Source organism: Rhodococcus sp. 06-1474-1B (assembly GCF_002258885.1).
GTDB lineage: Bacteria > Actinomycetota > Actinomycetes > Mycobacteriales > Mycobacteriaceae > Rhodococcoides > Rhodococcoides fascians.
Map to the genome: position 1 here is coordinate 101,567 of NZ_NOYR01000027.1, position 22,662 is coordinate 124,228.

The following is a 22,662-nucleotide window of genomic DNA, read 5'->3' on the forward strand; positions in this document are numbered from 1 at the left end:
CACAAAAGAACCGCGGCCACCCGGAAGTCGGGTGGCCGCGGTTCTTACCAGCTGTCCTGGAACGAGACTCAGTCGTCGCCACGGGGCGGCGGCTGAACGTCGACGCCACCGGAGTTGTGCTCCGGTCCCGCCGCGGGGTGCTCGGCCGGTACGCGACCGCGAGTCTTGGCGGCCTCACTGTCCTTGGTGGCACCCTCGGCGAACTTGCGACGCCAGCTCTCCTCGGGACGGTAGGGGCCCGGCTTCGGCCGAACCTTGCCACCCGGGAAGGCCAATCGCGCGATGGTCCGCTGGACCATGCCCCACTGCTGAAAGAACGGCCCGGTGTTGTAGGGCAATTCGTAGCGCTCGCAGATGTCCTTGATCTTCGGCGCGACGTCCGAGTACCGAGTGCTGGGCATGTCCGGGTACAGGTGGTGTTCCACCTGGTAGCTCAGGTTGCCGCTCATCAGGTGGAACAGCGGTCCGCCGTCGATGTTGGCGGCGCCGACGAGCTGGCGAACGTACCATCCGCCGCGGGTCTCGTTCTCGACCTCTTCCTGGCTGAACGTGTATGCCTGGTCCGGGAAGTGACCGCAGAAGATGATCGCGTTCGACCAGACATTGCGAATGATGTTGGCGGTGAAGTTGGCGGCCACCGTCGAGAGGAACGTGCTCTCGACACCACTGACCCGACTGTCCAACAGGGCGGCCGTCCGGCGGTTCTTGCCGAAACGCGCGGATCCCCGCAGCTTGGACGCGAGGCGAGACCTCTTGCTCTCGGGTAGACGACCACCCGAGGCGAGCTGCGCCAGCGCGAATGCCCCGGCACTGATCAGCGGCCAGCCCACGTAGTCCTTGACGAACTGCTTCCGTGCCTTGACGCCGATGCCCTTGAGGTCCTCGACGAGCTCCTTGACGGGCTTCTCTCCGCGACGGATAGCCTCGATGTCGAGATCGTGCAGGGCGACGCCCCACTCGAAGAACGCCATCAGCAGCACGTTGTAGAACGGCTGGGCCAGATAGACGGGGCTCCACTTCTGACGTGGATCGATACGCATGATCTCGTAGCCGAGATCCTTGTCCTTGCCGCGAATGTTCGTATACGTGTGGTGCACGTAGTTGTGGGAGTGCTTCCACGAGTTGGCGGTGGACGCGGTGTCCCAGTCCCACACCGAGGAGTGGATTTCCGGATCGTTCATCCAGTCCCACTGGCCGTGCATGACGTTGTGGCCGATCTCCATGTTCTCGAGGATCTTCGCAATGCCGAGGCATGCGGTGCCGGCCAGCCACGCCGGCTTGCTGGTGGAGCCGAGCAACAGCACGCGGCCGGCAACCAGCAGCTGACGCTGGGCTGCGATCACCGAGGTGATGTACTTGCGGTCCTTGTCACCGAGGCTGGAGTACACCTCGTCGTGAATGGCGTCGAACTCCTTGGCGAGTTCGGCGATCGTCTCGTCACTCAGGTGCGCCAGCGGGTTCACCGGCTCATCGGTGTCGGTGACGCGCCTGGTGGTTTCGTCGATAGACATACATTCCCCTGTTCGAATGGAAGATCAGAGTTCGATTTCGATGTCGCCCTCAGCGGTGTTGACACAGATCCGAACCGCTTGCCCCGTAGGTTCGGAGATATCCCCGTTACGTAGGTCACGTAAACGCCCCTTCCTCAGGGTACCTACGCACGTATGGCAGATGCCGATTCGGCAGCCGTACGTCAGATCCAGGCCGGCTTCCTCGCCCGCGGCGAGAATCGTTGTGCCGCCGTCGCACTCGACGTCCTTCTCGCTGTTGACGAAGCGCACGGTTCCGCCCTCACCAGCATCGTCTCCACCGCCGATGACGGGCTGGAAACTCTCGTAATGGAAGCGTTCCGACTCGCCCTGGTCTTTCCAGTACGAGCGCAGATCGTCGAGATGCTCGCCCGGACCAGAGCAGAATGCTTCTCGCTCACGCCAATCCGGGACCAGTTCGTCCAGTTCCGACGCCTTCATTCGACCTTCGTCACTGGTGATGCGTAGCTTCACCGTCAGCCCGTCGTGCTTGGCTTCCAGTTGCTCGAGCGTATCCGCGAACATCAACTGTTCACGGTTGTGCACCGAGTGCACCACGACCACGTCGCGGACCTGGTCGTGATGATCCAGGGATCGCAACATGCTGATGATCGGAGTGATGCCACTACCGGCGCTGATGAACACCATCTTGTCCGGAACCGGACTCGGAATCGTGAACTCACCCTCGACCTCGCTGAGCCGGACGATATCGCCGGTTCTGATGGTACCCACCAGATACGGCGACACCGTGCCGGACGGCACGAGCTTGGGACTGACGCTGACCAACCCGTCCTCCGGGTCCGGATCGGACGTCAACGAGTACGCCCGCCAGTGATAGCGGCCGTCGATCAACACCCCGAGCCGTACGTACTGGCCCGGCGTGTGACCCTGCCACTCGAAACCGGGACGGATGTACACCGACACGGCCTCGGATCCCTCGGCAACCACACGTTCGACCTTGCCGCGGAGCTCACGAGTGGTCCACAGCGGATTGATCATCGACAGATAGTCGTCGGGCCGGAGCGGATTGAACAACGACCGGACTGCGCGCAGCATCGTCCGTCTCACAAAAGAAACCTGGGGCTTGGCCCCCCGTTCAGCCATACTCAACGGTAACCCCGGGCGGCCTGCCGCGCGCCGGAATTGCTCAGACTCGAATGAGACTGCTACACAACACGAACAGAACCGGGAAATACCGACCGGTCAGCGTGCTCGCGACACTCGGTCTCCCAAGGCGGCACTGACCTTGCCATACCAGCCCAGCGGCCGGGTACCTCGAGTGGGTACATCCGCCAACAACGCCTCGGCTGTTTCCTCGGCATCGATCTTGTTGTCGCCGATGCCACCGGTCGCCCCGCGCTTGGCCCACCCCACCACGTAACACCCGGGCACCGGAGTGCCGTCGGCCGCGGTGACGCGGCCGCCCTCGTTACGGATGGTGCCGGTGATGTCGTCGAACGGGACGCCCGGCGACGGTGTTCCGCGATAACCGATCGCGAGCAGCACCAGCTCCGTCGACATCACAATGGGTCGTTCCGCAGGCTCCACTCCTGGCGCGACCGCGTGTTCACCCACTCCCACCTCGATGGACTCCACCGAGCCCTGCCCATGCACAGCAGAAGGTGCCCGCCCGAAGGCGAACACGATGCGACGCCCGTGCGCGCCGGATCCGAGATCGACCCGGGCCGCGCCGGCCAGCGCCGATGCGGGAGCGGACAACGGCAGCCGGTCGATCGCGTCGAAAATTCCGTCCGGTCCCGCCACGACGACGTCGACTCCGGCGCGATCGACGAGCGCCTTGCACTCCGATCGTGTGAATGCCGCGAACTCCGGTCCTCGTCGAGCCAGGACGACCACCTCTCGCACGCGATTGCGACGGAGCTCTGCCAACGCGTGTGGGGCGATCTCGGTTCCGTTCAGAGAATCGGGATCGGCCGTGAGAATGCGCGCGGCGTCGAGGGCGACGTTGCCGTTGCCGATGATGGTGACGCGGTCGACGCCCGTGAGATCGATGGCGTCGGCGGGGACGTCGGGATGCCCGGTGTACCAGCCGACCAGGGTGCGCGCGCTGACCGAATTGTCGAGATCGACACCGGGAATCTCGAGCGCTCGGTCCTTGTCGGCACCGACGGCATAGACAACGGAGTCGAACTTTCGAGCCAACTCGACGTGATCGACGTCCTTGCCCACCTCGATGCCGAGCTTCATCGTCACGCGTGGGTGCGCGAAGATTCCACGAAAGTGCTCGCTGATGCGTCGAGTGCCGAGGTGGTCCGGTGCCACGCCGTAGCGCGCCAAACCGCCTGCGGTCGGCAGCCGGTCGTAGAACGTGATCGTGGTTCCCGGCACGCGCAGCAGGGCTTGCGCGGTGTAGCAGGCCGCCGGACCGGTGCCCACGATGGCGATGCTGACCGGAGGCAGCTCGTTGACCGTCGCCACCGGAAAGCGCGGCTCACCCCACTCCGCAACCGCCGGCTTGTCGCGGTAGTAATCCGCGTTGATCTCGGCATAGATCTGCTGGTCCGGAGTCAACCGGGACACCCGGGTGATCGCGTCGACCGGGCACGCATCCGCACACGCACCGCAGTCGATGCACGATCGTGGATCGATGTAGAGCAGCTCGGTCTTACCGAAATCCGGCTCGTCGGGGGTCGGATGAATGCAGTTGACCGGGCACACCGACAGACAGGATGCGTCGTTGCAACAGTTCTGCGTGATCGCGAACGGCATGGGTTATCGGATGTCCTTCACGGCCTCGAAAAGAGTGGTCAGAGCATGTGCAGACGACGGTAGATCATCTCCGCCGGCTTGGTGATCAAACCGCAGTCGAGAAGAAATGCCATCAGATGCTCGCTCGAGGTGCGCATCATCGTGTGGTGGTGGGCGTTGTTCTTCGCTTCCTTCACCGCACGGTCGACGTCGAGGCCCGCTGCTGCGTAGACCTCCTTGTTGACCATGTTGGACACGATCAGTCGAGCGGCGATCGCGACGACGAGCGCACTGGCCTTGCGGCGAGCCGGACTCTTGCCTTCGATGTCTTCACGCATCTGCGCGCGCGCGAAGGTCATGTGTCGCGATTCCTCGACGACGTGGATCTTGCTGGTGGTGCGCACGAGGGGCAGTACGTTCTCGCCGCGCATCCAGTCGCGCTGCATGACGTCGAGAACTTCTTCGGCGACGAGGATGCCGCCGTAGGCGACCTCGGCGGAGGCCAGGGCCTTGAATCCGCGGCCGAGTTCGATGCTCGACCGGCGCGGCAGGTACGCCTTGATGCCCATCTTCTGGCAGGCCCGAGCGAACATGATCGAGTGACGGCACTCGTCGGCGATCTCGGTGAGCGCGAACTGGAAATCCGAGTTGGACGAGTCCTTGCAGTACTGATCGCGCAACACCATCTGCTGCAGGATCATCTCGAACCAGATGCCGGTGCTCATGATCGAGCAGACCTCGTGGCGAGTGAGCGTGATGCGCTGTTCTTCGCTCATCTCGTCCCACAACTTCGTGCCGTAGAGCGTGCTCCACTCCGGATTGAGACCGTAGAGGGACGGATCGAGATCGGCCTCCCAGTCGACCTCTTCGGCCGGGTCGTACGACAGCTGGGCGGCGGAATCGAGCAAACGTGCGGAAACATCCTCGGGCTCGAGGACATCGTTCCTGGAGAGTGTGCTGGTCATCGCCGTCGTTCCTTTCATCGTCGAACAGGAGTGGTTAGCTGTTACGGAGATTACCAGGTACTTGTCGACACAGATAGTCACTCGGGCAGAATCGCCCAAATTATTTTCGTCGGGGCACCTAGAGTTCGAGCGTGCAGAGAACGAAGAAGCGCCAGTGATCGCAGCACTGAGGTCCGCCCTCGCCCGCACCCCGATGCGCCTCTACGCGGCGGGAATGGTGTCGGCCAACGCCATCGGGGCGGTCATCGTCTTCGTGTTGGCGCGGTTCATCCTGCCGCTGCCGGTCGGATCGGAGGAGATCCTGTTCTGCTCTGGAGGTCACTCCGCAGGCTGCGCTCCTGACCGCAATTACCTGGCGTTCTTCGTCTACCTACCGGTCGCGATCGGCATCGGGATCGCGCTCGGACTTCGCGTCGCGAGACCGCTCGTCGAGTGGCTGCACACCGGCGGCACGCCGTCGGACGAGACCACGATCGCCGTGATCCGGCTACCCCTCCGGCAACTCGGCGTGCACGTTCTGTTGTGGGCGCTCGGTGTTGCGGTGTTCGTCGGCGTCAACGCCTCGGCCGGGGCTGCACTGTCGATCATCGTGGCCATCGCCGTCAGTTTCGGCGGACTGGCGACGTGCTCACTGGGCTACCTGGTGGCCGAACGCACCCTGCGGCCGATCACCGCGGCCGTGATGGAGGTCAGCGAGGTCACCGACGCCGCGGCACTCGGCGTGAAACTGCGCGTCGTCCTGATCTGGGTACTGAGCACGGCCATTCCCATCCTGGGGCTGGGGCTGATCGGACTCGGCCGACTGATCGATACCGTCATACCCCCGGACGTCGACCTGTCCCCCGCGATGGTCTCGCTGTCTGCCATCGCCCTCGTCGTCGGCTTCGGCGGCATGTTCCTCGTCGGCCGCTCGGTGTCCGATCCGCTGCAGCAGGTGAGCTCTGCCATGCAGCGAGTGGAGGCCGGTGCCACCGATACCCGCGTCGACGTCTACGACGCGTCCGAGATCGGAAGACTGCAGAACGGGTTCAACAAGATGGTCGTCGGTCTCGACGAGCGGGAGCGACTCCGCTCGCTGTTCGGCCGGCACGTGGGCCACGACGTCGCCCAGCGCGCGTTGGCCAGCGCGCCCCGTCTCGGCGGTGAAAACCGAACCGTCGCCGTCCTGTTCATCGACCTGGTCGGCTCCACCGCACTGGCCGAGCGCGAATCCGCCGCGACGGTAGTGGACCTGCTCAATCGATTCTTCGCAGTGGTCGTCGAACACGGCGAGCGCAACGGCGGCTTCGTCAACAAGTTCGAGGGCGATGCCGCCCTGCTGATCTTCGGCGCTCCGGTCGATCATCCCGACCCGGCCACCGCGGCACTACGCACTGCACGCACGCTCGCCGCCGCGCTTCGAGCCGACGGCGGATTCGAGATCGGTATCGGCGTCACGTACGGGCCGGTGATCGCCGGCAACATCGGGGCCGAGTCCCGTTTCGAGTACACCGTCATCGGCGACACGGTGAATCAGGCTGCGCGGCTCACCGATCTCGCAAAAGACGACCCCGACACCGACGTGCTCACATCGTCGACGGTGCTCGAACACGCAACCTCGGACGAGCGGCAACTGTGGGAATCGGGTCGGTCCGTGACCCTTCGCGGGCGATCCGCACCGACGGTTCTGGCGGCTCCGATACTGCGCGGCGAACAGGCGAGCACGCGGTAGAAAATTCGAAGGTTTCCCTTTCGGTGCCGATGGGGCATACCCCCCGAACCAACCCACCCATCGCGCTGGCGCGAGACATTTGCTGGTACAACGTCTCTCGCTCCGAAAGGCACCCATGCCCGCAATTCTGTTCGGCTCCATCAGCACTCTCGTCGACACCTCCGAGCTACAGCGACGCTCGTTCAACGAGGCCTTCGCCGCCCACGATCTGAACTGGAACTGGTCGCAGGACGACTACCGGTCCATGCTCGGATCGAACGGCGGTGCCGACCGCATCAGCGAATACGCGTCGAGCACCGGAACCGAGGTGGACGCGGCCGCAGTGCACGCCACCAAGTCCGAGATCTTCCAGCGATTGATCGGCGAATCCGACGTCAAGACGCGACCGGGCGTGGCCGACACGATCGACTCCGCGAAAGCGAACGGGTTGAAGGTCGGCTTCGTGACCACGACCTCGCGAGAGAACATCGACGCACTGCTCGCTGCCCTGTCTCCCGAGCTCACTGCCGATTCGTTCGACATCATCGTCGACGCCTCCTCGGTCGACGCAGGCAAGCCCGACCCCGCGTCGTACGAATTCGCCTTGAAGACGTTGGGCGAGAACGCGTCCGACAGTGTGGCCATCGAGGACAACGCCGGCGGAGTCAAGGCGGCAGCGGCAGCGGGCGTCACCTGTGTCGCGTTCCCGAACGAGAACACTGCCGGTACCGATTTCGGCTCGGCCACCGACACCGTCGATGCACTCGATCCCGAGCGCGTCCGCGCCCTGATTTCAGCCTGAGCGGAGCCTGCGGAGTGAGCATTTTGCCCGATCCTTCATCCATCTCAGGAGCAACAAGTGAGTAATCTTCAGGCCCAGGTGGTCGCCGGCGACAGATCGTTTCGTGTCGAGGGATACGAGCGGATCGAATACGACTTGATCTACGTCGACGGAGTGTTCGCGATCGAGAACACCGAATTGGCCGACAGCTACCGTCCGTACGGGCGCGCCCTGATGGTTGTCGACGAATCGGTGCACGCCATCTACGGCGACCGGATCAGTGCATACTTCGATCACCACGGCATCGCCCTGACAGTGGTGCCGGTGCACATTGCGGAGACCGCGAAATCACTCGAGACGTTCGAGCGCATCGTCGGCGAGTTCGACGCGTTCGGTCTCGTGCGAACCGAGCCGGTCCTCGTGGTGGGTGGTGGATTGACCACGGACGTAGCCGGTTTCGCGTGCGCGAGTTACCGCCGAAACACTCCCTACATCCGCATTCCCACCACGTTGATCGGCCTGATCGATGCGAGCGTCTCGATCAAGGTGGCCGTCAACTACGGCAAGCACAAGAATCGTTTGGGGGCCTACCACGCCTCGCAGAAGGTGCTGTTGGACTTCTCCTTCCTCGGCACACTGCCCGAGGATCAGGTCCGCAACGGGATGGCGGAGCTCATCAAGATCTCCGTGGTCGGCAACCTCGAGATCTTCGAGTTGCTCGAGCAGTACGGCCCGGAACTGCTACGCACCCGGTTCGGCCACCTCGACGGAACTCCTGAGTTGCGTTCGGTCGCAGACCGTTTGACGTACTCGGCAATCGCGACGATGCTCGAGCTCGAGGCACCCAACCTGCACGAGATCGACCTCGACCGAGTCATTGCATTCGGGCACACGTGGAGTCCCACGCTCGAGCTGACGCCGCCCGCGCCGTTCTTCCACGGCCACGCGATCAACATCGACATGGCCCTGTCGACGACGGTCGCCGAACAACGCGGCCACCTGTCGACGGCCGATAGAGACCGCGTGCTCGGAGTCATGAGCAGCATCGGATTGGCATTGGACAGCCCGTACCTGACACCCGAGTTGCTGACCGAGGCAACAGCATCCATCCTCAAGACTCGGGACGGGATTCTGCGCGCCGCGGTGCCCGACCCGATCGGCACCTGCCGCTTCCTCAACGACCTGGAACCTCGCGAACTGGCCGACGTCCTGTCGTTGCACAAGAAGATCTGTCTGGACTTCCCACGGGCGGGCGAGGGTCTCGACATGTTCACCGCACCCACGCCGTGACCGATGCAGCCATGACGCCGCGTCCGGTCACCCCGACGACGATCCTGGCGCGCGAGCTCAGCGAGATAGCCGCGCTACTCGACGCCGACGCCGGGGTGACCGACGAGCTGACCACCCGTGTTCATCGGGCCCGCGATCTCGCCGCGGGACTCGACCCGTATCTCGACACCTGCACCACCTCCGAATCTGCGGCACTGGCCACGTTGGCGTCGCGGACCCGCTCTGCGGATTGGGGATCACGCGACGTGGTCTCCGGTTCCGGGCCCCTGGAGATGGAAATGCTCTCCGGCCATGTGGAGGGACGCTTCCTGGCGTTTCTCGTGCACATGACGCGGGCGACTCGGGTGCTCGAGATCGGTATGTTCACCGGTTACTCGGCGTTGGCGATGGCCGAGGCGCTGCCCGCGGGCGGCGAGGTCGTCGCCTGCGAGGTGGATCCGTACGTGGCCGAGTTCGCGCAGTCCTGCTTCGCGGAATCGACTGCAGGATCTGCCATCTCGGTGCAGGTAGGGCCTGCGCTCGACACTCTTCACGGGCTCGACGGGAAGTTCGACCTGGTGTTCGTCGACGCCGACAAGAGCGGATACCGCGGGTACGTGGAGTACCTGCTCGAGAGCGATCTGCTCTCGGACGGTGCCGTGATCGCCGTCGACAACACCCTGTTGCAGGGTCAGCCCTACGCTCCGCAGCCGAACGAGAACGGCCGGGCCATCGCCGAGTTCAACGACTATGTCGCGAACGACCCTCGCGTGGAGCAAGTTCTGATTCCGTTGCGCGACGGTGTGACACTGATCCGGCGCACATGATCCGCACCGTTGCGGCGCTGATCGGCCTCACGGTCACCCTCCCCGTCGACCTCGCGGCGGTGGGGGTGGCCGCGCTGCGCGGTATCCGGCCCGTTGCCCATCGAACCGATTCGCCCAGAACGATTCTGATCAGTGGCGGCAAGATGACCAAAGCCTTGCAACTCGCACGGTCCTTCCATCTCGCCGGCCATCGGGTGATCCTCGTGGAATCGGCGAAGTACCGCTGGACCGGACATCGTTTCTCCCGCGCTGTCGACCGCTTCCATTGCATTCCCGACCCGGGTGATTCGGGATATGCGCGGGCTCTGCTGGACATCGTGCGCCGCGAGGGCGTCGACGTCTTCGTGCCCGTGGCAAGCCCGGCTGCGAGTATTCACGACGCCGACGCGCGTGCACTCCTCGATGCGCACTGCGAGGTGATCCACGGCGACGCGGATACCGTACGGATGGTCGACGACAAGTCCCGATTCTCCGAGCACGCAGCGTCATTGGGACTCCGTGTTCCCGACTTCAGGCGCATCACCGACCCCGCCCAGATCGACGAATTCGACTTCGCGCCGGGCCGTGAGTACATCCTCAAACGGATCTCGTACAACCCGGTCGGCCGGATGGATCTGACGCGGTTGACGGCGCACACGCCGGAACGCAACTCCTCGTTCGCCCGGAGCCTGCACATCACCGAGAACGACCCGTGGATCCTGCAGGAATTCATCGCCGGACAGGAGTACTGCACGCACGGCACGGCGCGCGAGGGTCGCCTGCAGGTGTACGGCTGCTGCGTGTCGTCCGCCTTCCAGGTGAACTACGAGATGGTGGACAAGCCCGAAATCCTGCGCTGGGTAGAGACATTCGTCTCCTCGCTCGACACCACCGGGCAGCTGTCGTTCGACTTCATCGAGTCCGCCGCCGACGGCCGGGTCTACGCCATCGAATGCAACCCGCGCACCCACTCGGCCATCACGATGTTCTACGACCACCCCGACCTGGCTGCCGCGTACCTCGACGACGGGCATGCCGAGATCGTGCCGCGTGCGACGGCCCGGCCGACGTACTGGATCTACCACGAGCTGTGGCGTCTGATCACCGAGGGTGATCGAGTATCGCGGCTCCGCACCATCTTTCGAGGCAAGGACGCCATCCTCACCGGTTGGGATCCCCTGCCGTATCTGTTGGTACATCATCTTCAGATTCCGTCGTTGCTGATCCGGAACCTCCGCGAGCGGCGTGGCTGGTCCCGAATCGATTTCAACATCGGCAAACTCGTGGAAAACGGAGGCGACTGATGACGTTGTCGGTCGTGGTGCTCGTCGGGTCCTCGGTGGACCGCTTTCACAGTGATCTCTCTCGGGTCTACGCCGGAGGCTTCCTGGGCGCCCTCGGTAACGACCCCGCGTACGGTTTCGAGATCGCGTTCGTCTCTCCCGGCGGCCTCTGGAGTTTCCCCACCGATCTCGAGGATTCGAGTATTGCTGCGGCGCAGCAGATGCCGTTGGCACAGGCGGTGAAGCACATTGCGGTGCGAGACTTCGACGTCATGGTTCCGCAGATGTTCTGCATGCCGGGTATGACGACGTACCGCAGCCTGTTCGATCTACTGGGCGTGCCCTACCCCGGCAACGGTCCGGACCTGATGGCGTTGACGGCGAACAAGGCCCGCGCCCGCGCCGTCGTCGCGGCGGCCGGCGTCCGTGTTCCCGACGGCGTGGTCGTCCGATCCGCCGACGACGTGATGGACCTCGCCCTGCCGGTCGTGGTCAAGCCCGTGGATTCGGACAACTCGATGGGTGTCTCGCTGGTCCACGGGTCCGACGGGCTGGCACCCGCGATTCGAGAGGCTCTGACGTATTCGCCTGCTGCACTGGTGGAGACGTACGTTCCACTGGGTCGTGAAGTTCGGTGCGGGATCATCGTCCGAGACGGCGAACTCGTGTGCTTGCCCCTCGAGGAGTACGCCGTCGACTCCGTCCGCAGTAGTGCGGACAAGTTGAATCGCACATCCGACGGCGATCTCTACCTGGTTGCGAAAGAGCAGACCAGAGCCTGGACGGTCGACGTCTCGGATCCGATCACCGAAAAAGTCTGGGCAGCAGCACGATCGAGTCACATCGCACTGGGATGTCGGCACTACGGCCTGTTCGACTTTCGCATCGACCCGGACGGGGAGCCGTGGTTTCTCGAAGCCAGTCTCTACTGCTCCTATTCGCCGTCCAGCGTGTTGGCGGTGATGGCCGCGGCCGCGGGCATCACCGTCGAAGATTTGTTCGCATTCGCGCTCGAAGAACTGCCGGTGAAGGAGTCGTCGTCATGACGTTGGGAATCGAGATGGCCGATCTGAACTTGGAATCGGTTTCGGTAGAGCAACTTCGAGAGCTCCTCGCCGAACACGGGGTGTTGATTCTGCCGAACCAGCCCGTCGACGATCATCGCTTCCTGGCGTTCCTGCGCCGGTTCGGAGAGTTGATGTTCACCGAAGGCGAGACGCCTGTTCCCGACTGTCCGGATCTGAACGTCATCAGCAACGTCGGCCGCTCCACGCCGCCGAAGTCCACGTTCCACGTCGACACCACCTACATTCCGAATCCACCCGCCTACACCGCGTTACGCGCGGTCGAAGTTCCCGCGGCCGGAGGCAGTACGTTGTTCAGCGACCAATACGCCGCATACGAGACGCTTCCAGCGGAAGTGAAGGAGCATTTGGCCGGGCGCACGGTGACGCACCGAGTGACCGGCGTGGCGTCGGATTCCGATTCTTCCGCCGACCATCCCCTCTTCGCCGTTCACCCGATATCGGGACGCACCGCGCTGTCGCTGTCCGCGCCCGCTCGCTGTGTCGCGATCAGCGGACTGACCGAAGACGAAGCACGAGACACCGTTCGCTACCTCGTGGAGCATTCGACGAGGGAGGACAACCTGCTGCGGCACAACTGGTCCCCCGACGACATGGTGATGTGGGACAACAGGTGTGTGATGCACCGCGCCGATCACAGCGGGGTGGTCGGCAACCGGGTGATGCACCGCGGGATGGTGGCGAGCACCCACCCGACTGCCTCTGTGTGATCGATGACTCAAAGATTTGCCGCCGCGGCTCACGCCCGGAGAATCGAGTCATGACTTCCCCCTTGGCGATCAGCCGCGAAACAGCCGTCGGCGCCGAAGCTCGTCTGTCCTGGATCCTGTCCGGACTGGCAGGCATGGTGGGTGCGGTCGCGTTCCTGCATTCCGCCGGCTACTTCGTGACCTTCATGACCGGCAACACCGAACGAGCCGTCGTCGGACACTTCGGCCATCCGGAGGGCAAGGAGGTGGCGCCTGGGGCGTCACCCTGGGCCGCATTGGCCCTCATGGCCGCGTTTCTCGGCGGCGTGATCGTCTCGTCGATCTGTCGGCGCCGCTACTGGTCCAACCACCCCCATGGAGCGACGGTGTTGACCACCGTTGCGCTGGGAGCGGCGGGTCTTATCGACATCGCCGTCTCTGGGTGGTCGTCGGCAAATGTGAACTTCTACCCGATCCTCCTCGTCGCCTTCGCGCTGGGCGCGTTGAACACCGCGTTCACGAAGAAGGAGGAGACGTACATCCCGCTCAGTTACGTCACCGGAACGGTGGTCAAGCTCGGCCAGGGAATCGAGCGTCACCTCTTCGGCGGCGGAACACACTACGACTGGCTCTGCTACGCAACGCTTCTGGGCTCCTTCGCGGCGGGAGGTGCTGTCGGTGCGTTCATCGGCGTCGTGATCACCGGGCCGCAGGTGCTACTGCTCACTGCGCTCATCAGCTTCGGTGCAACGATCTTCACGTTCACCCACACCGAACGGAACTCGTTGCTCGGCTGATCGGTGGCTGATCGGCTAATCGGTGACCATCGGGGATGCGCCGACGATCGTGCGCAGCATTCGGTCGACGACGGGACGTGGCAGCCGCGATCCGATCAGCACCTGCCTCCCCACAAGACCCTCGATCATGACGACGAGCATCTCCGCATCCCCCTGGGGGTCTTCGGATTCCAACGACGCGACTATCCACTGGGTGTACGCGACGAACGCGGCCCGCTGGGAGTCGAACAGATCGCGGATTTCCCGATCATGTTGCGCTTCACCGAGCAGGATGCTGCGCGCGATCACTCTTTTCGTTGCTTCTCCGGTGGTCATCGCCTCGATGAAGTCGATGATGCGGTTCACGACCATGTCCACGGTGAGTGGTTTGACGTCGACCAGACCACCGAAGGTCGCGCCGGCAGTGTCGTAGTCGCGGGCGAACAACAGCTCGAGCGCCAGGTGCAACAGTCGTCCGCGAGTGGGCGCGTGGTAGTTGACCGACCCGGGGCTCAATCCTGCTGCAGCGTCGACCGCCCGGTGCGTCAAGCCGCGAAAACCTTGCGTTGCCAACACTTCGATTGCTGCCGCGGCGATTTCGTCGCGCCGACGCACTCTCGACTCGTCGTCCTTGGGACGGGCAGGACTCATACCACGGAGTCTAGTGCCCCACCATTGACAGTTGCCGAAGTCACGTCATAGTCTCAACCGATGTTGAGGAACCCCGCCCGATGAGCCGCGGCCCGTCGCGACGACAAATAATGGTGGGTGCCGCCGCGGCTGCAGCCACGGCTGTGTTCGGTCCCGCGGCACGAGCGGTCGCAACTCCCGGCACCGGTTCGAGTGAAGACTGCGGCGAGCGGTACCAGGGCTACCGCGACATCGACCGAGGACGGCCCTATGCCCATTTCTTCGCCGCACTGACGACACCGGCACCGGCCGTCGTGACCGACGCAGTCGGCGGGCCGCCGATAGCGCCGGAGTGGGTCCCGCACTTCGATTCCATCACAACCGATCTCGCGCCCACGGGATATTCGGCGATCGAAACCGGCTACGGACGACGCGCCGACGGCATGACGTTCGTGGCGGTGCGCACCGCGATGCCCCGGGTCACGGCAGCGATGTGGGATTGGTGGTTCGGTTGGCATTCCGCCGAGGCGGCCCGCTACAAACTGTGGCACCCCGATGCCCACCTCCACGCCGCGCTCGCCGAGGACCGGACGGCCCACGCGATTCCGGACAGGGCGAAGTACATCGGCAACACATCGTTCGTGGACGAGTACGTCGGCCCGAAGCTTCAGCAGCTGGGTATCGGCTTCCGTGACCCTGTTGCACACGGTTTCGACGTTCCCGCAGACCAGACGGTCGTCTTCGGCCGAGTGGGAAGTTCCATCGCACCGGTGGATCTGGGCTGGCTCGCCCATCAGGTTCGGCCGGTACAGGGCGGTGCCGAGATGCGCAGCCGCTTCTATCTGAACCTACGAGGATTGCACGTTCCCGATCCGAAGCAGGCCGTGTGCGCAGTTCGCCGGGGTACGTCCGTGGATCCGAGCGACCTCGTTCTCGGACTCGACCTCGCCCGAGATCTGCTGCTGCACTGCGGACAGGAGATGAACCACCTCGCAGGGTTTCTGCCGGAGCTGCACGCAGAGTTCGGCGGTTGATCCGTCCACGAGGGGCAGCTAGTGACCCAAGAAGACTTTCGCCAGCACGATGAGCGCCGCGACGACGGCAGTGGCAAGCCCGATCACCAGGGCCCGAAACGTCGGACGGTTCCCGCGAACTCGTTCCGTGACAATCGGTATGGTGGCGATTCGTACGACGATCACCGCACCGGCCAGCAGTTCGGCCCATTGTGCCGGAAGCACCGACAGCCACCCGAGCGCCAGCATCGCCGCCGGAAACGTCCCGGAGCTCAGAATGGGGACTGCATCCCGGAATTCCTCGATGGCCTCGAAAGTGCGCTGTTCGTCCGTTGCATCACCGTGCGCCTCCGGTATCTGGCTCCCGGCGACGAAATCTGCGAACACATGCGCGAGAAAAGTCGTTGCCGCAGTGGCCGCTACGAGAACGGCCGCCGTCCCGTGCCCGATGGAACTCGGAGTGGAGGCGGCAACCGCGGCGAGGACCAGGATGTTGCCGTAGATGTACGCCGAGAGCCTCCTGGCCGCCCGAACGGGCGACAAGGGGCCGTCGGACCGGGTGACCAACCGACGGTAGAGATGGGTGCCGCCGGGGCGGTGTCCGGGATCGGTCATGCTGCAGATCGTCCCACGTGGCCGGCGATCGGTCGACGAATCATCCCTGCTGGTCGGCCAGCCACTGCCGAATATCGTCCGTGACGGGCTCGACCATGTCGTCGTACTCGTGATGTTCGCCGACGAACGCGGCCACCAACGGACAGATCGGAACGGCGTGCTTGTTCTCGGAACGCGTCGCGTCGAGCGCGTGCCGAACGACGATCGTGGCCAGACCACGTCCGCCGTAGGCCGCATCCACTTCGGTGTGGAAGAAGACGCGCCTGCCCTGCTCGTCGTCGGCGAACTCGGTGAAGCCGACCTGTGTGCCCTCGACCGAAATCGTGAACCTGTCTGCCTGCTGGGCGATCTCGACTTCGGCACCGGTTTTGTCGACCGTCATCGACGCTCCCCTTCTCTCGATGGCACGCCCCAGTCGGTTGGGTACGCGGTCGGGTCAGCCTACCCAGCTGTACACCGAAACCCAGTCCAGCAACAGATGCCCGTTGCTGTTTCCGGTGCCGTTGGTCTCGGTCTGCAGTTCCCAGCGCATCGGACCCGAGGGAACCCACTTGGTGCTGTCCAGAACCACGGTGTTGTCGAGGATGTAGCGCACGCGGCCCGGGGACCACTCGATGGTGTACGTGTGCCAATCGGTGAAGTTCGCACCGATGTTCTGGGCGACGTCCTGGCAGCCGCCGACGCACGAACCGGCACCCGAGTAGTGATGGAAGCCGCCGACCTGCCCCGCGAGACTTCCTTCGGGGAAGTCCATTTCACCGTCCGCAGGCCATCTTTCGGACTGCGGCCACAGCAGCCACGCGACGTAGTACTCGGCCAGAGTTGCCGAATCGACCTTGAATCGCGCTGTGTATCTTCCGTATGTCTGGTTCTGCCCTGCCGCGTTGATCACCGGCGAGACGCTGGCACCGGCCGGGACACCGTCGACATTGTGCAATCCGTAATCGAGCAGGCCGTCGTGCGTGGACAGCACGGCGTCCGCTCGGTACGGGCGCTTCTGATAGGTGTCCTTGTAGCACTTGGGGTACGTGCGCCACTTCTGATTCTGCGCACCGACGTAGACGATCTTGGTGGGATCGCAGTCGTTGGCCCAACTGCCGACGGCGGAAGGCTTCGCGAAGTCGTCGACGAAGATCTGCTTCCAACCGGGTAGGTCGCCCACCGGCGCGGCTACCCCACTGGGCGTGGTGGACGGAGTGGTCGGTGGCGTCGTGGGGGGTGGCGTCGTCGGGGGCGTCGTCGGAAACGGCGTGGTCGCGGTGATCCACTTCTGAGCAGCAGACCCGTTGCATTTCGCCAACACCGGTCGGTTTCCGTTGACCTCACGCGAATTCTGAATGCACAGGCCGGTCTTCTGCAGCAACGAGATCGAACCGTCCCCACGGATCGACCATTGCTGCGCAGGCTTGCCGTTGCACGCCCACGTCGTCAACGAGACGCCGGCCGCCGCGTAGCCCGATGCCGGCGACAAGCATCGGCCCTGCACTCGAATCGTGGCGTCCTCGGTACCGGTCCACGTCTGCGCGCCGGTACCGTTGCAATCCCAGATCTGGACGGGATTGTTCTGTCCGGTGAGGCCGCCCTTGTTGTCCAGGCAGAACCCTGCGGGCGTCTTGATCTGTCCCGAGGTGGCGGCCGCGGCCTGTGGCGCGTGAACTACGAAAGCCGAAAGTAATACGGTGGTTCCGAGCGTCACCAAGGAACGCTTCAGAACAGCACGGCCCGAAACAGTCATGGTTTCATCCTTCGAGAGACCGAACATCGCATTGGATACACGGCGGATAAATACAATTGATTGCCGGCATCTCGAATCATAGGGATGATTCAGACATTGCGCAGTGAATTCGCATTCACCCTAAAACGCCTGCTCAGAGGCGTAATTGAAAGAAATACGACCGGTACGAATTAGAGATTAAATATTAAACTAGTTGCTCCGGATCGAAAATCTATTCACGCGAATCGAATTGTCGAGCAAATCGTGCATCTGGACTTTTTACGACGTCATATCGATCATTTCGCTGGCAAACGAGCGAATCGCCAGCACCGTGCAGGATCCGGCGCGACAATTCGAGGGACGGTGCGCACAGCATCGCGGCTTCCCGAGCACCGGGTCCGGAAAGCGGCACCGAACACCCTCTGTACGGTGGAGAGAAGGACCTCGACCGCGCATCACAAGGGAAAGGAACTTCATGGATCGGCCACAGAGGCTGGAGAAAGACCCGAACAAAGGCTTCGTAGCGCTGCTGGGCTGGAGTTTGGCCGCAGTGGAAGCCCTGGACGCGTTCGATCGACGCTACGTCGTCGTCGCGCCCGAGTGGGCCGAGGCGTACTGCACCGAGCATGACATTCCGTACCTACCGTGGAACTTCGAGCGACTCAACGACAGGTCGCTCGAGATCGCGGAGACTCTCCGAGACAAAGGCGTCGATGTAGCGATACCGCTGTACGAGGAGACAGTCGAGTGGGCCGGTGCCATCAATTCCGTGCTGCTGGGCAATCCGAGGTTGTTCGGCCAGGCGATGCTGCTCCGAGACAAGGCACTGATGAAGCGCCGCGCACAGCTCGGTGGCATTCGTGTCGGCATCTTCGAGGAAGCACACGATCGTGAGGACGTCATCCGCTTTCTGCGTCGGGTGAACCAGACGCTGCTCAAACTCGACGGTGACCCGAACGACCCCATCCACCTCAAGGCCTTCGACAAGGCAGGATGCCTGGGCCACCGCGTCATTCGGACTCCCGACGAAGTCGACTCCATCCCGGACGAGGAGTTCCCGGTACTGATGGAGTCGCATCTCGACGGCTGGGAGTTCGCTGTCGAGGCGTGGATCCACAACGGAAAGATCAAGTTCCTCAACATCTCCGAGTACGTCACGCTCGGATACTCCGTCTTCGTTCCCGCGACGCCGGAGCTCGAGAAGTACCGCGAGCAGATCACGGTGCAGATCGAGAAGCTCATCAAGGCGTTCGACATCGAGTTCGGGTTCATCCATCCGGAGTACTTCGTCACCAGCGACGGAGAAATGTATTTCGGCGAAGTCGCCTATCGTCCACCAGGTTTCAAGGTGTTCGAGCTCCTCGAGCGGGCGTACGGCTTCAACGCGTACCAGGGCCTGGCTCTCGCCTTCGACCCGAAGACCACCGAGGAAGAGATCGACGCCTTCTTTCCGCGCGAGGTAGTCGATGCCACCGGTCACGCGGGATGCTTCGGGGTGTACCCACGGCGACGCGTCGTGAGCGATCTCGTCATCCCCGACGCGACCGCCGACGACGACTACTACGAGACCAACGACCTGTCGGCACCGGTCGAGGAAACCGTCACCAAGAGAACGGCTTTCGGTACCCACTGGGGCTTGCTGTACTTCTTCGGCGATGATCCGTACCGGATGCGCGACCTGCTCAAGCAACAGGAAGAACTGGACTTCTACGTGTGAAGCAGCAACTCGGCAACGACCACGAACCCACAACGCAGACGATGAACGACGCTGCACCGATCGACAAGGCTCTGATGTCGCGGCTGGCGCAACTCGATCACGCCGTCGACGCGCTGGCCGCCGCACCGGAGTTCAGCAAGAGCACCAAGGTGCGACGGGTTCTGGATTCTGTGCACCGAGTGTTGTTGCAGCCCGGCGGTTGTGGCGCGGTACGCGAACGCGCCGCGGCGCTGGAGAACGCCGGGCTGTTCGCCGGTACGGACTGGGCGCAGCCGGACATTCTCGTTCCCGCGTTCGTGAGTCCGAGCCTGCGCAGTGGCAACGACGACACCGTGGTTCTCGAAGCAGCCAGCGAGTTGCGGATGGTCGCGATCGTCGCCGGTGAGTACGAGCATCCCGCAGTCACCGCCGACGATGCGCGACGCTTCCTCTCCCAGGTACTCGCGTTGAACCTCGAGGTGTTGTTCACCCCGCCCTCGGAATCGGAGCGAGTCCGTTCGGGGCGGACAGCACACCTGATCCGCGATCTCTTCGGCTACGTTGCCGGGGAAATCGGCTACGACAGTGTGCTGGACGAGTTGCTCGAGGAGATCTGGCGGATTCTGCGTCAGCGTCCGATCCAGGTCGACACCATCAAGTCCATGGTCACGCGCATTGCGATCTATCGCGACGACCCGACCGTCGATCTCGGCACGTCCGGTCAAGGACTCGATCGGTTGACCACGGCGTTGTTCGGCACCACCGACGCGTGCCGCGAGGACCCGGGCGTGGAGGTCTACCGGAACCGCCTCGAGGCCATGGACGTCGAGGCACTGCAGTTCGAGGCCCGCGGTTTCGCACGGGCGATGCACGACACCGGTCTCGTTTCGCCGTACCACGCCACACTCACGCAATATCTCGTCGACCACTACTCGTATGTCCTACCCGAGGCCTTGGGGCTGTCCGACACCGGGCGTACGTGCCTCACTCGCTACCCGGAATTGGTCCACCGTCTGATCGAAGAAACCGTGTATCCCGAGACGGCGCAAAGTCTCTACGGATTGGCACTGCTCCTCGACCGCGGAATCCTGCATCAGCCGCCGATCGTGCCGTCCCTGTGGCGTCAACTATCGCTCACCCTCGCGCCCGCAGTGCGAGAACGCTTGATCACCACTTTCGGTCCGGTTCCGGCACCGGAGTCGCGATTGCTCGGTGGGTTGCTCTCCATGCTCGGACAACCGCTCGGTGTCGGCCAGGGCGACAATCCCACGTGCCAGTCGGCGCGCGCGCTGTCGATGTGGGCGTACAACGATCCCGACTACCTGCTGCAGATGGTGGTGTGGGCGGCACGAGACGAAGAGATCGTCATGCACTTCGAGGGCCAGTCGATCTCGTCCGTCGACAGCGAAAGTGGTGTCGCGACCTCGGATCCGGTCGATCTGGACCCGGCATCGCTGATTCTGGTTCCGCACCTGGACCGGATCTACGCCGAGATGGTCCGACGCTGCGCCGACAGACCGGGCGATCCGCATCGCTGGGTCAATCCCGAATTCCACGGGTGGTGGTCGGCCCGCGAGTTCCATATCGACGTGGACGTCGCGACCGGAAATCTGGTCGATCTCGATGGTTTCCTGCGGCAGTTCCATGCCGCTTATCACCCCGAGTACAATGGCCATCAGCCGCTGATCCACCCGCAACCCGCCGGGGTGGCCGTAACCGACAGCGCTGCACGGTATGTGGGGTGGCACGCCATCGCCATTCTGCGGGTTGCCCCCGATCCCGACGGCGTCATGCGGGTCTACTTCTTCAATCCCAACAACGACAGTGGGCAGGATTGGGGTGACGGAGTCGTCGTCGGAACGGCAGGGAACGGCGAACGCGCGGGCGAAGGCTCGCTACCGTTCGAGCAATTCGCGTCTCGCCTGTACATCTTCCACACGGATCCGTTGGAAAAGGGTGAGCCGGAGAAGATTCCGAACGCGGACATCGACACGATCGTCGGTTACATCGAACGCAGTTGGGGTGCCGAGCGTTCGGCGCGGGCTGCGTATCAGCCGTTCCAGGAGTAGACCGAGACCCAGTCCAGGATCAGATTGCCCTCGCTGTTTCCGTCTCCCTTGGTTTCGGTCTGCAGCTCCCATCGCATCGGCGTGGACGGCACGAAGTCGGTCGAGTCCAACACGACCGTGTCGTCGAGGAGGTACCGGATCCTTCCCGGTGACCATTCCATGGTGTAGGTGTGCCAGTCGGTGAACTGCGCGCCGATGTCGAGGGCGGGCGTTTTGCACCCGTCGGCGCACGAGCCCTCGCCCGAGAAATGGTGGAACCCACCGACGTTGCCCGACAGCGCACCTTCCGGAAAATCGAACTCGCCGTCGTACGGCCAATTCTCGGATTGCGGCCAGAGCAACCATGCCGCGTAGTACTCGGACAGATCCGGTGAATCGACTTTCAGACGCGCCGAATATCGTCCGTACGTCTGATACTGGTCGGCACCGATCAGTGGGGAGATACTCGCTCCGGCCGGAACGCCGTCGACCTGACCGAGGTGGTACTGCAGAGCGCCGTCGGCAGTGGACAGCACTGCATCGGGCCGATACGGCCGTTTGTCGTAGGTGTCGGGATAGCACGACGGATACGTGCGCCACCGCTGGCCCTCGGCTCCGGTGTAGACGACCTTCGAGGGGTCGCACTGATTGGACCAACTGCCGGTGGCGGACGGGGCGGTGAACTCGTCGACGAATATCTGCTTCCAGCCGGGCAGATCCCCGGTGGGTGCAGCAATTCCGCCGGGGTTGTCGGCGGTCGGTTCTGCGGCCGCTACCGGTGTCCACGTCTGCACCGACGAGCCGTCGCATTCGGCCAGCACGGCCACACGCCGAGAGGTCTGCCGTGCGTCGTCCGCGAGACAGAGGCCGGTGCCCGTCAGGGCGATCGCACCGGATTCGCCCGCGGTCCAACCGGCGACCGCACTGTCGTCGCAACTACCGAGGACAACAGGTACACCGGCTGCGGTCTCGCTGTTCTTCGGCACCAGGCACTGCGATTGCGACCGAACCGTGCCGTCGGCCTCGGCGACTACTTGCTGCGCCGGCGTTCCGTTGCACGTTGCGAGACGGATGGTGTCGGTGTCACTTCCATCGAGGCAGAGCTTGTCGGGAGACTCGATCTGCCCGGTGAAGGTCACTGCAGACGGTGTGTCCGTGTCCGTGGTCGAGTCCCCGGAGAACACGCCGCAGCCCACGACGAGTACGGACACGATCGCCAGCGTCCCCGAAGCGGGGAGAGTCCTCCCCGTGCGGCAACCACTACCCCACCGACCGAGACGCGAACGTGCACGAACAATCCGCATCGGGGTCGTCCCCATCGTTGCCTCCAAAGTGACGATCCGTCCCAGCCGAGGGTACAGATC

20 protein-coding genes are annotated in these 22,662 nt (G+C 63.7%); 11 read left to right on the top strand and 9 right to left on the bottom strand.

Annotation, left to right across the window (positions count from 1 at the left end):
• Positions 1–68: 68 nt before the first annotated feature.
• The 4 genes from CH266_RS15685 to CH266_RS15700 form a co-directional block, all read right to left on the bottom strand.
• On the bottom strand, positions 69–1,511 hold the full coding sequence (locus CH266_RS15685; protein WP_027495754.1) for a fatty acid desaturase family protein: 1,443 nt from the start codon (positions 1,509–1,511) through the stop codon (positions 69–71).
• 24 nt (positions 1,512–1,535) lie between these two features.
• Positions 1,536–2,633 (bottom strand): ferredoxin reductase, encoded by a 1,098-nt coding sequence (locus tag CH266_RS15690; protein ID WP_032369127.1) that lies wholly within the window; start codon positions 2,631–2,633, stop codon positions 1,536–1,538.
• A gap of 99 nt (positions 2,634–2,732) precedes the next feature.
• Complete coding sequence (locus CH266_RS15695) at positions 2,733–4,259, bottom strand: FAD-dependent oxidoreductase (protein WP_094715678.1); 1,527 nt, start codon at positions 4,257–4,259, stop codon at positions 2,733–2,735.
• Between the two features lie 38 nt (positions 4,260–4,297).
• A complete protein-coding gene (locus CH266_RS15700) occupies positions 4,298–5,203 on the bottom strand; it encodes an AurF N-oxygenase family protein (RefSeq protein ID WP_027495752.1) in 906 nt (301 codons plus the stop codon).
• 154 nt (positions 5,204–5,357) lie between these two features.
• Between CH266_RS15700 and CH266_RS15705 the strand changes: the two genes are divergently transcribed.
• The 8 genes from CH266_RS15705 (at position 5,358) to CH266_RS15740 (ending at position 13,603) form a co-directional block, all read left to right on the top strand.
• A complete protein-coding gene (locus tag CH266_RS15705; RefSeq protein ID WP_051365041.1) occupies positions 5,358–6,914 on the top strand; it encodes an adenylate/guanylate cyclase domain-containing protein in 1,557 nt (518 codons plus the stop codon).
• Between the two features lie 115 nt (positions 6,915–7,029).
• Positions 7,030–7,695 carry an HAD-IA family hydrolase gene (locus CH266_RS15710; protein WP_094662161.1) on the top strand — a complete coding sequence of 222 codons (666 nt, stop codon included), beginning with the start codon at positions 7,030–7,032 and terminating at the stop codon, positions 7,693–7,695.
• Between the two features lie 57 nt (positions 7,696–7,752).
• The gene (locus tag CH266_RS15715) at positions 7,753–8,964 is read left to right on the top strand and encodes a sedoheptulose 7-phosphate cyclase (protein ID WP_027495749.1); all 1,212 of its coding nucleotides are present in this window, start codon (positions 7,753–7,755) and stop codon (positions 8,962–8,964) included.
• Between the two features lie 11 nt (positions 8,965–8,975).
• A complete protein-coding gene (locus tag CH266_RS15720) occupies positions 8,976–9,770 on the top strand; it encodes an O-methyltransferase (protein ID WP_032386753.1) in 795 nt (264 codons plus the stop codon).
• Positions 9,767–11,053, top strand: a complete 1,287-nt coding sequence (locus CH266_RS15725) for an ATP-grasp enzyme (protein WP_094715679.1) — start codon at positions 9,767–9,769, stop codon at positions 11,051–11,053. The genes CH266_RS15720 and CH266_RS15725 overlap by 4 nt, the downstream gene beginning before the upstream one ends.
• Complete coding sequence (locus CH266_RS15730; protein ID WP_094715680.1) at positions 11,053–12,078, top strand: D-alanine--D-alanine ligase family protein; 1,026 nt, start codon at positions 11,053–11,055, stop codon at positions 12,076–12,078. Before CH266_RS15725 ends, CH266_RS15730 begins: the two co-directional genes overlap by 1 nt.
• Positions 12,075–12,827, top strand: a complete 753-nt coding sequence (locus tag CH266_RS15735; protein ID WP_094715681.1) for a TauD/TfdA dioxygenase family protein — start codon at positions 12,075–12,077, stop codon at positions 12,825–12,827. The genes CH266_RS15730 and CH266_RS15735 overlap by 4 nt, the downstream gene beginning before the upstream one ends.
• 50 nt (positions 12,828–12,877) lie before the next feature.
• Positions 12,878–13,603: a YoaK family protein gene (locus CH266_RS15740; RefSeq protein ID WP_045842079.1), complete on the top strand. Its 726-nt coding sequence runs from the start codon at positions 12,878–12,880 to the stop codon at positions 13,601–13,603.
• Positions 13,604–13,618: 15 nt separating this feature from the next.
• Here the strand turns inward: CH266_RS15740 and CH266_RS15745 are convergent, their stop codons facing one another.
• Positions 13,619–14,233, bottom strand: a complete 615-nt coding sequence (locus tag CH266_RS15745; protein ID WP_217901003.1) for a TetR/AcrR family transcriptional regulator — start codon at positions 14,231–14,233, stop codon at positions 13,619–13,621.
• An 80-nt stretch (positions 14,234–14,313) separates the two neighbouring features.
• Between CH266_RS15745 and CH266_RS15750 the strand changes: the two genes are divergently transcribed.
• On the top strand, positions 14,314–15,246 hold the full coding sequence (locus tag CH266_RS15750; protein WP_255175934.1) for a DAPG hydrolase family protein: 933 nt from the start codon (positions 14,314–14,316) through the stop codon (positions 15,244–15,246).
• An 18-nt stretch (positions 15,247–15,264) separates the two neighbouring features.
• Here the strand turns inward: CH266_RS15750 and CH266_RS15755 are convergent, their stop codons facing one another.
• From CH266_RS15755 to CH266_RS15765, 3 genes are read right to left on the bottom strand one after another with little or no spacing between them, the layout of a single operon-like run.
• Entirely contained in the window at positions 15,265–15,840 is a 576-nt protein-coding gene (locus CH266_RS15755) for a hypothetical protein (RefSeq protein ID WP_094715682.1), read from the bottom strand.
• Between the two features lie 40 nt (positions 15,841–15,880).
• Positions 15,881–16,222, bottom strand: a complete 342-nt coding sequence (locus CH266_RS15760) for a GNAT family N-acetyltransferase (RefSeq protein ID WP_032366803.1) — start codon at positions 16,220–16,222, stop codon at positions 15,881–15,883.
• A 54-nt stretch (positions 16,223–16,276) separates the two neighbouring features.
• Complete coding sequence (locus CH266_RS15765; RefSeq protein WP_094715787.1) at positions 16,277–17,575, bottom strand: glycoside hydrolase family 16 protein; 1,299 nt, start codon at positions 17,573–17,575, stop codon at positions 16,277–16,279.
• A gap of 454 nt (positions 17,576–18,029) precedes the next feature.
• Here CH266_RS15765 and CH266_RS15770 point away from each other — a divergent pair, with 454 nt between their 5' ends.
• Positions 18,030–19,271: an ATP-grasp domain-containing protein gene (locus CH266_RS15770; RefSeq protein WP_032399260.1), complete on the top strand. Its 1,242-nt coding sequence runs from the start codon at positions 18,030–18,032 to the stop codon at positions 19,269–19,271.
• Between the two features lie 41 nt (positions 19,272–19,312).
• Positions 19,313–21,319, top strand: a complete 2,007-nt coding sequence (locus CH266_RS15775) for a hypothetical protein (protein WP_094715788.1) — start codon at positions 19,313–19,315, stop codon at positions 21,317–21,319.
• Here the strand turns inward: CH266_RS15775 and CH266_RS15780 are convergent.
• Positions 21,301–22,509 (bottom strand): ricin-type beta-trefoil lectin domain protein, encoded by a 1,209-nt coding sequence (locus CH266_RS15780; RefSeq protein ID WP_255175935.1) that lies wholly within the window; start codon positions 22,507–22,509, stop codon positions 21,301–21,303. The two genes, CH266_RS15775 and CH266_RS15780, sit on opposite strands and share 19 nt — an antisense overlap.
• Positions 22,510–22,662 lie beyond the last annotated feature (153 nt).

Bases quoted from the DNA above. Each gene is read 5' to 3' on its own strand.
- CH266_RS15685 (WP_027495754.1), bottom strand. From the start codon at position 1,511: ATGTCTATCGACGAAACCACCAGGCGCGTCACCGACACCGATGAGCCG.
- CH266_RS15690 (WP_032369127.1), bottom strand. From the start codon at position 2,633: ATGGCTGAACGGGGGGCCAAGCCCCAGGTTTCTTTTGTGAGACGGACG.
- CH266_RS15695 (WP_094715678.1), bottom strand. From the start codon at position 4,259: ATGCCGTTCGCGATCACGCAGAACTGTTGCAACGACGCATCCTGTCTG.
- CH266_RS15700 (WP_027495752.1), bottom strand. From the start codon at position 5,203: ATGACCAGCACACTCTCCAGGAACGATGTCCTCGAGCCCGAGGATGTT.
- CH266_RS15710 (WP_094662161.1), top strand. From the start codon at position 7,030: ATGCCCGCAATTCTGTTCGGCTCCATCAGCACTCTCGTCGACACCTCC.
- CH266_RS15720 (WP_032386753.1), top strand. From the start codon at position 8,976: ATGACGCCGCGTCCGGTCACCCCGACGACGATCCTGGCGCGCGAGCTC.
- CH266_RS15725 (WP_094715679.1), top strand. From the start codon at position 9,767: ATGATCCGCACCGTTGCGGCGCTGATCGGCCTCACGGTCACCCTCCCC.
- CH266_RS15730 (WP_094715680.1), top strand. From the start codon at position 11,053: ATGACGTTGTCGGTCGTGGTGCTCGTCGGGTCCTCGGTGGACCGCTTT.
- CH266_RS15735 (WP_094715681.1), top strand. From the start codon at position 12,075: ATGACGTTGGGAATCGAGATGGCCGATCTGAACTTGGAATCGGTTTCG.
- CH266_RS15740 (WP_045842079.1), top strand. From the start codon at position 12,878: ATGACTTCCCCCTTGGCGATCAGCCGCGAAACAGCCGTCGGCGCCGAA.
- CH266_RS15745 (WP_217901003.1), bottom strand. From the start codon at position 14,233: ATGAGTCCTGCCCGTCCCAAGGACGACGAGTCGAGAGTGCGTCGGCGC.
- CH266_RS15750 (WP_255175934.1), top strand. From the start codon at position 14,314: ATGAGCCGCGGCCCGTCGCGACGACAAATAATGGTGGGTGCCGCCGCG.
- CH266_RS15755 (WP_094715682.1), bottom strand. From the start codon at position 15,840: ATGACCGATCCCGGACACCGCCCCGGCGGCACCCATCTCTACCGTCGG.
- CH266_RS15760 (WP_032366803.1), bottom strand. From the start codon at position 16,222: ATGACGGTCGACAAAACCGGTGCCGAAGTCGAGATCGCCCAGCAGGCA.
- CH266_RS15765 (WP_094715787.1), bottom strand. From the start codon at position 17,575: ATGACTGTTTCGGGCCGTGCTGTTCTGAAGCGTTCCTTGGTGACGCTC.
- CH266_RS15770 (WP_032399260.1), top strand. From the start codon at position 18,030: ATGGATCGGCCACAGAGGCTGGAGAAAGACCCGAACAAAGGCTTCGTA.
- CH266_RS15775 (WP_094715788.1), top strand. From the start codon at position 19,313: ATGAACGACGCTGCACCGATCGACAAGGCTCTGATGTCGCGGCTGGCG.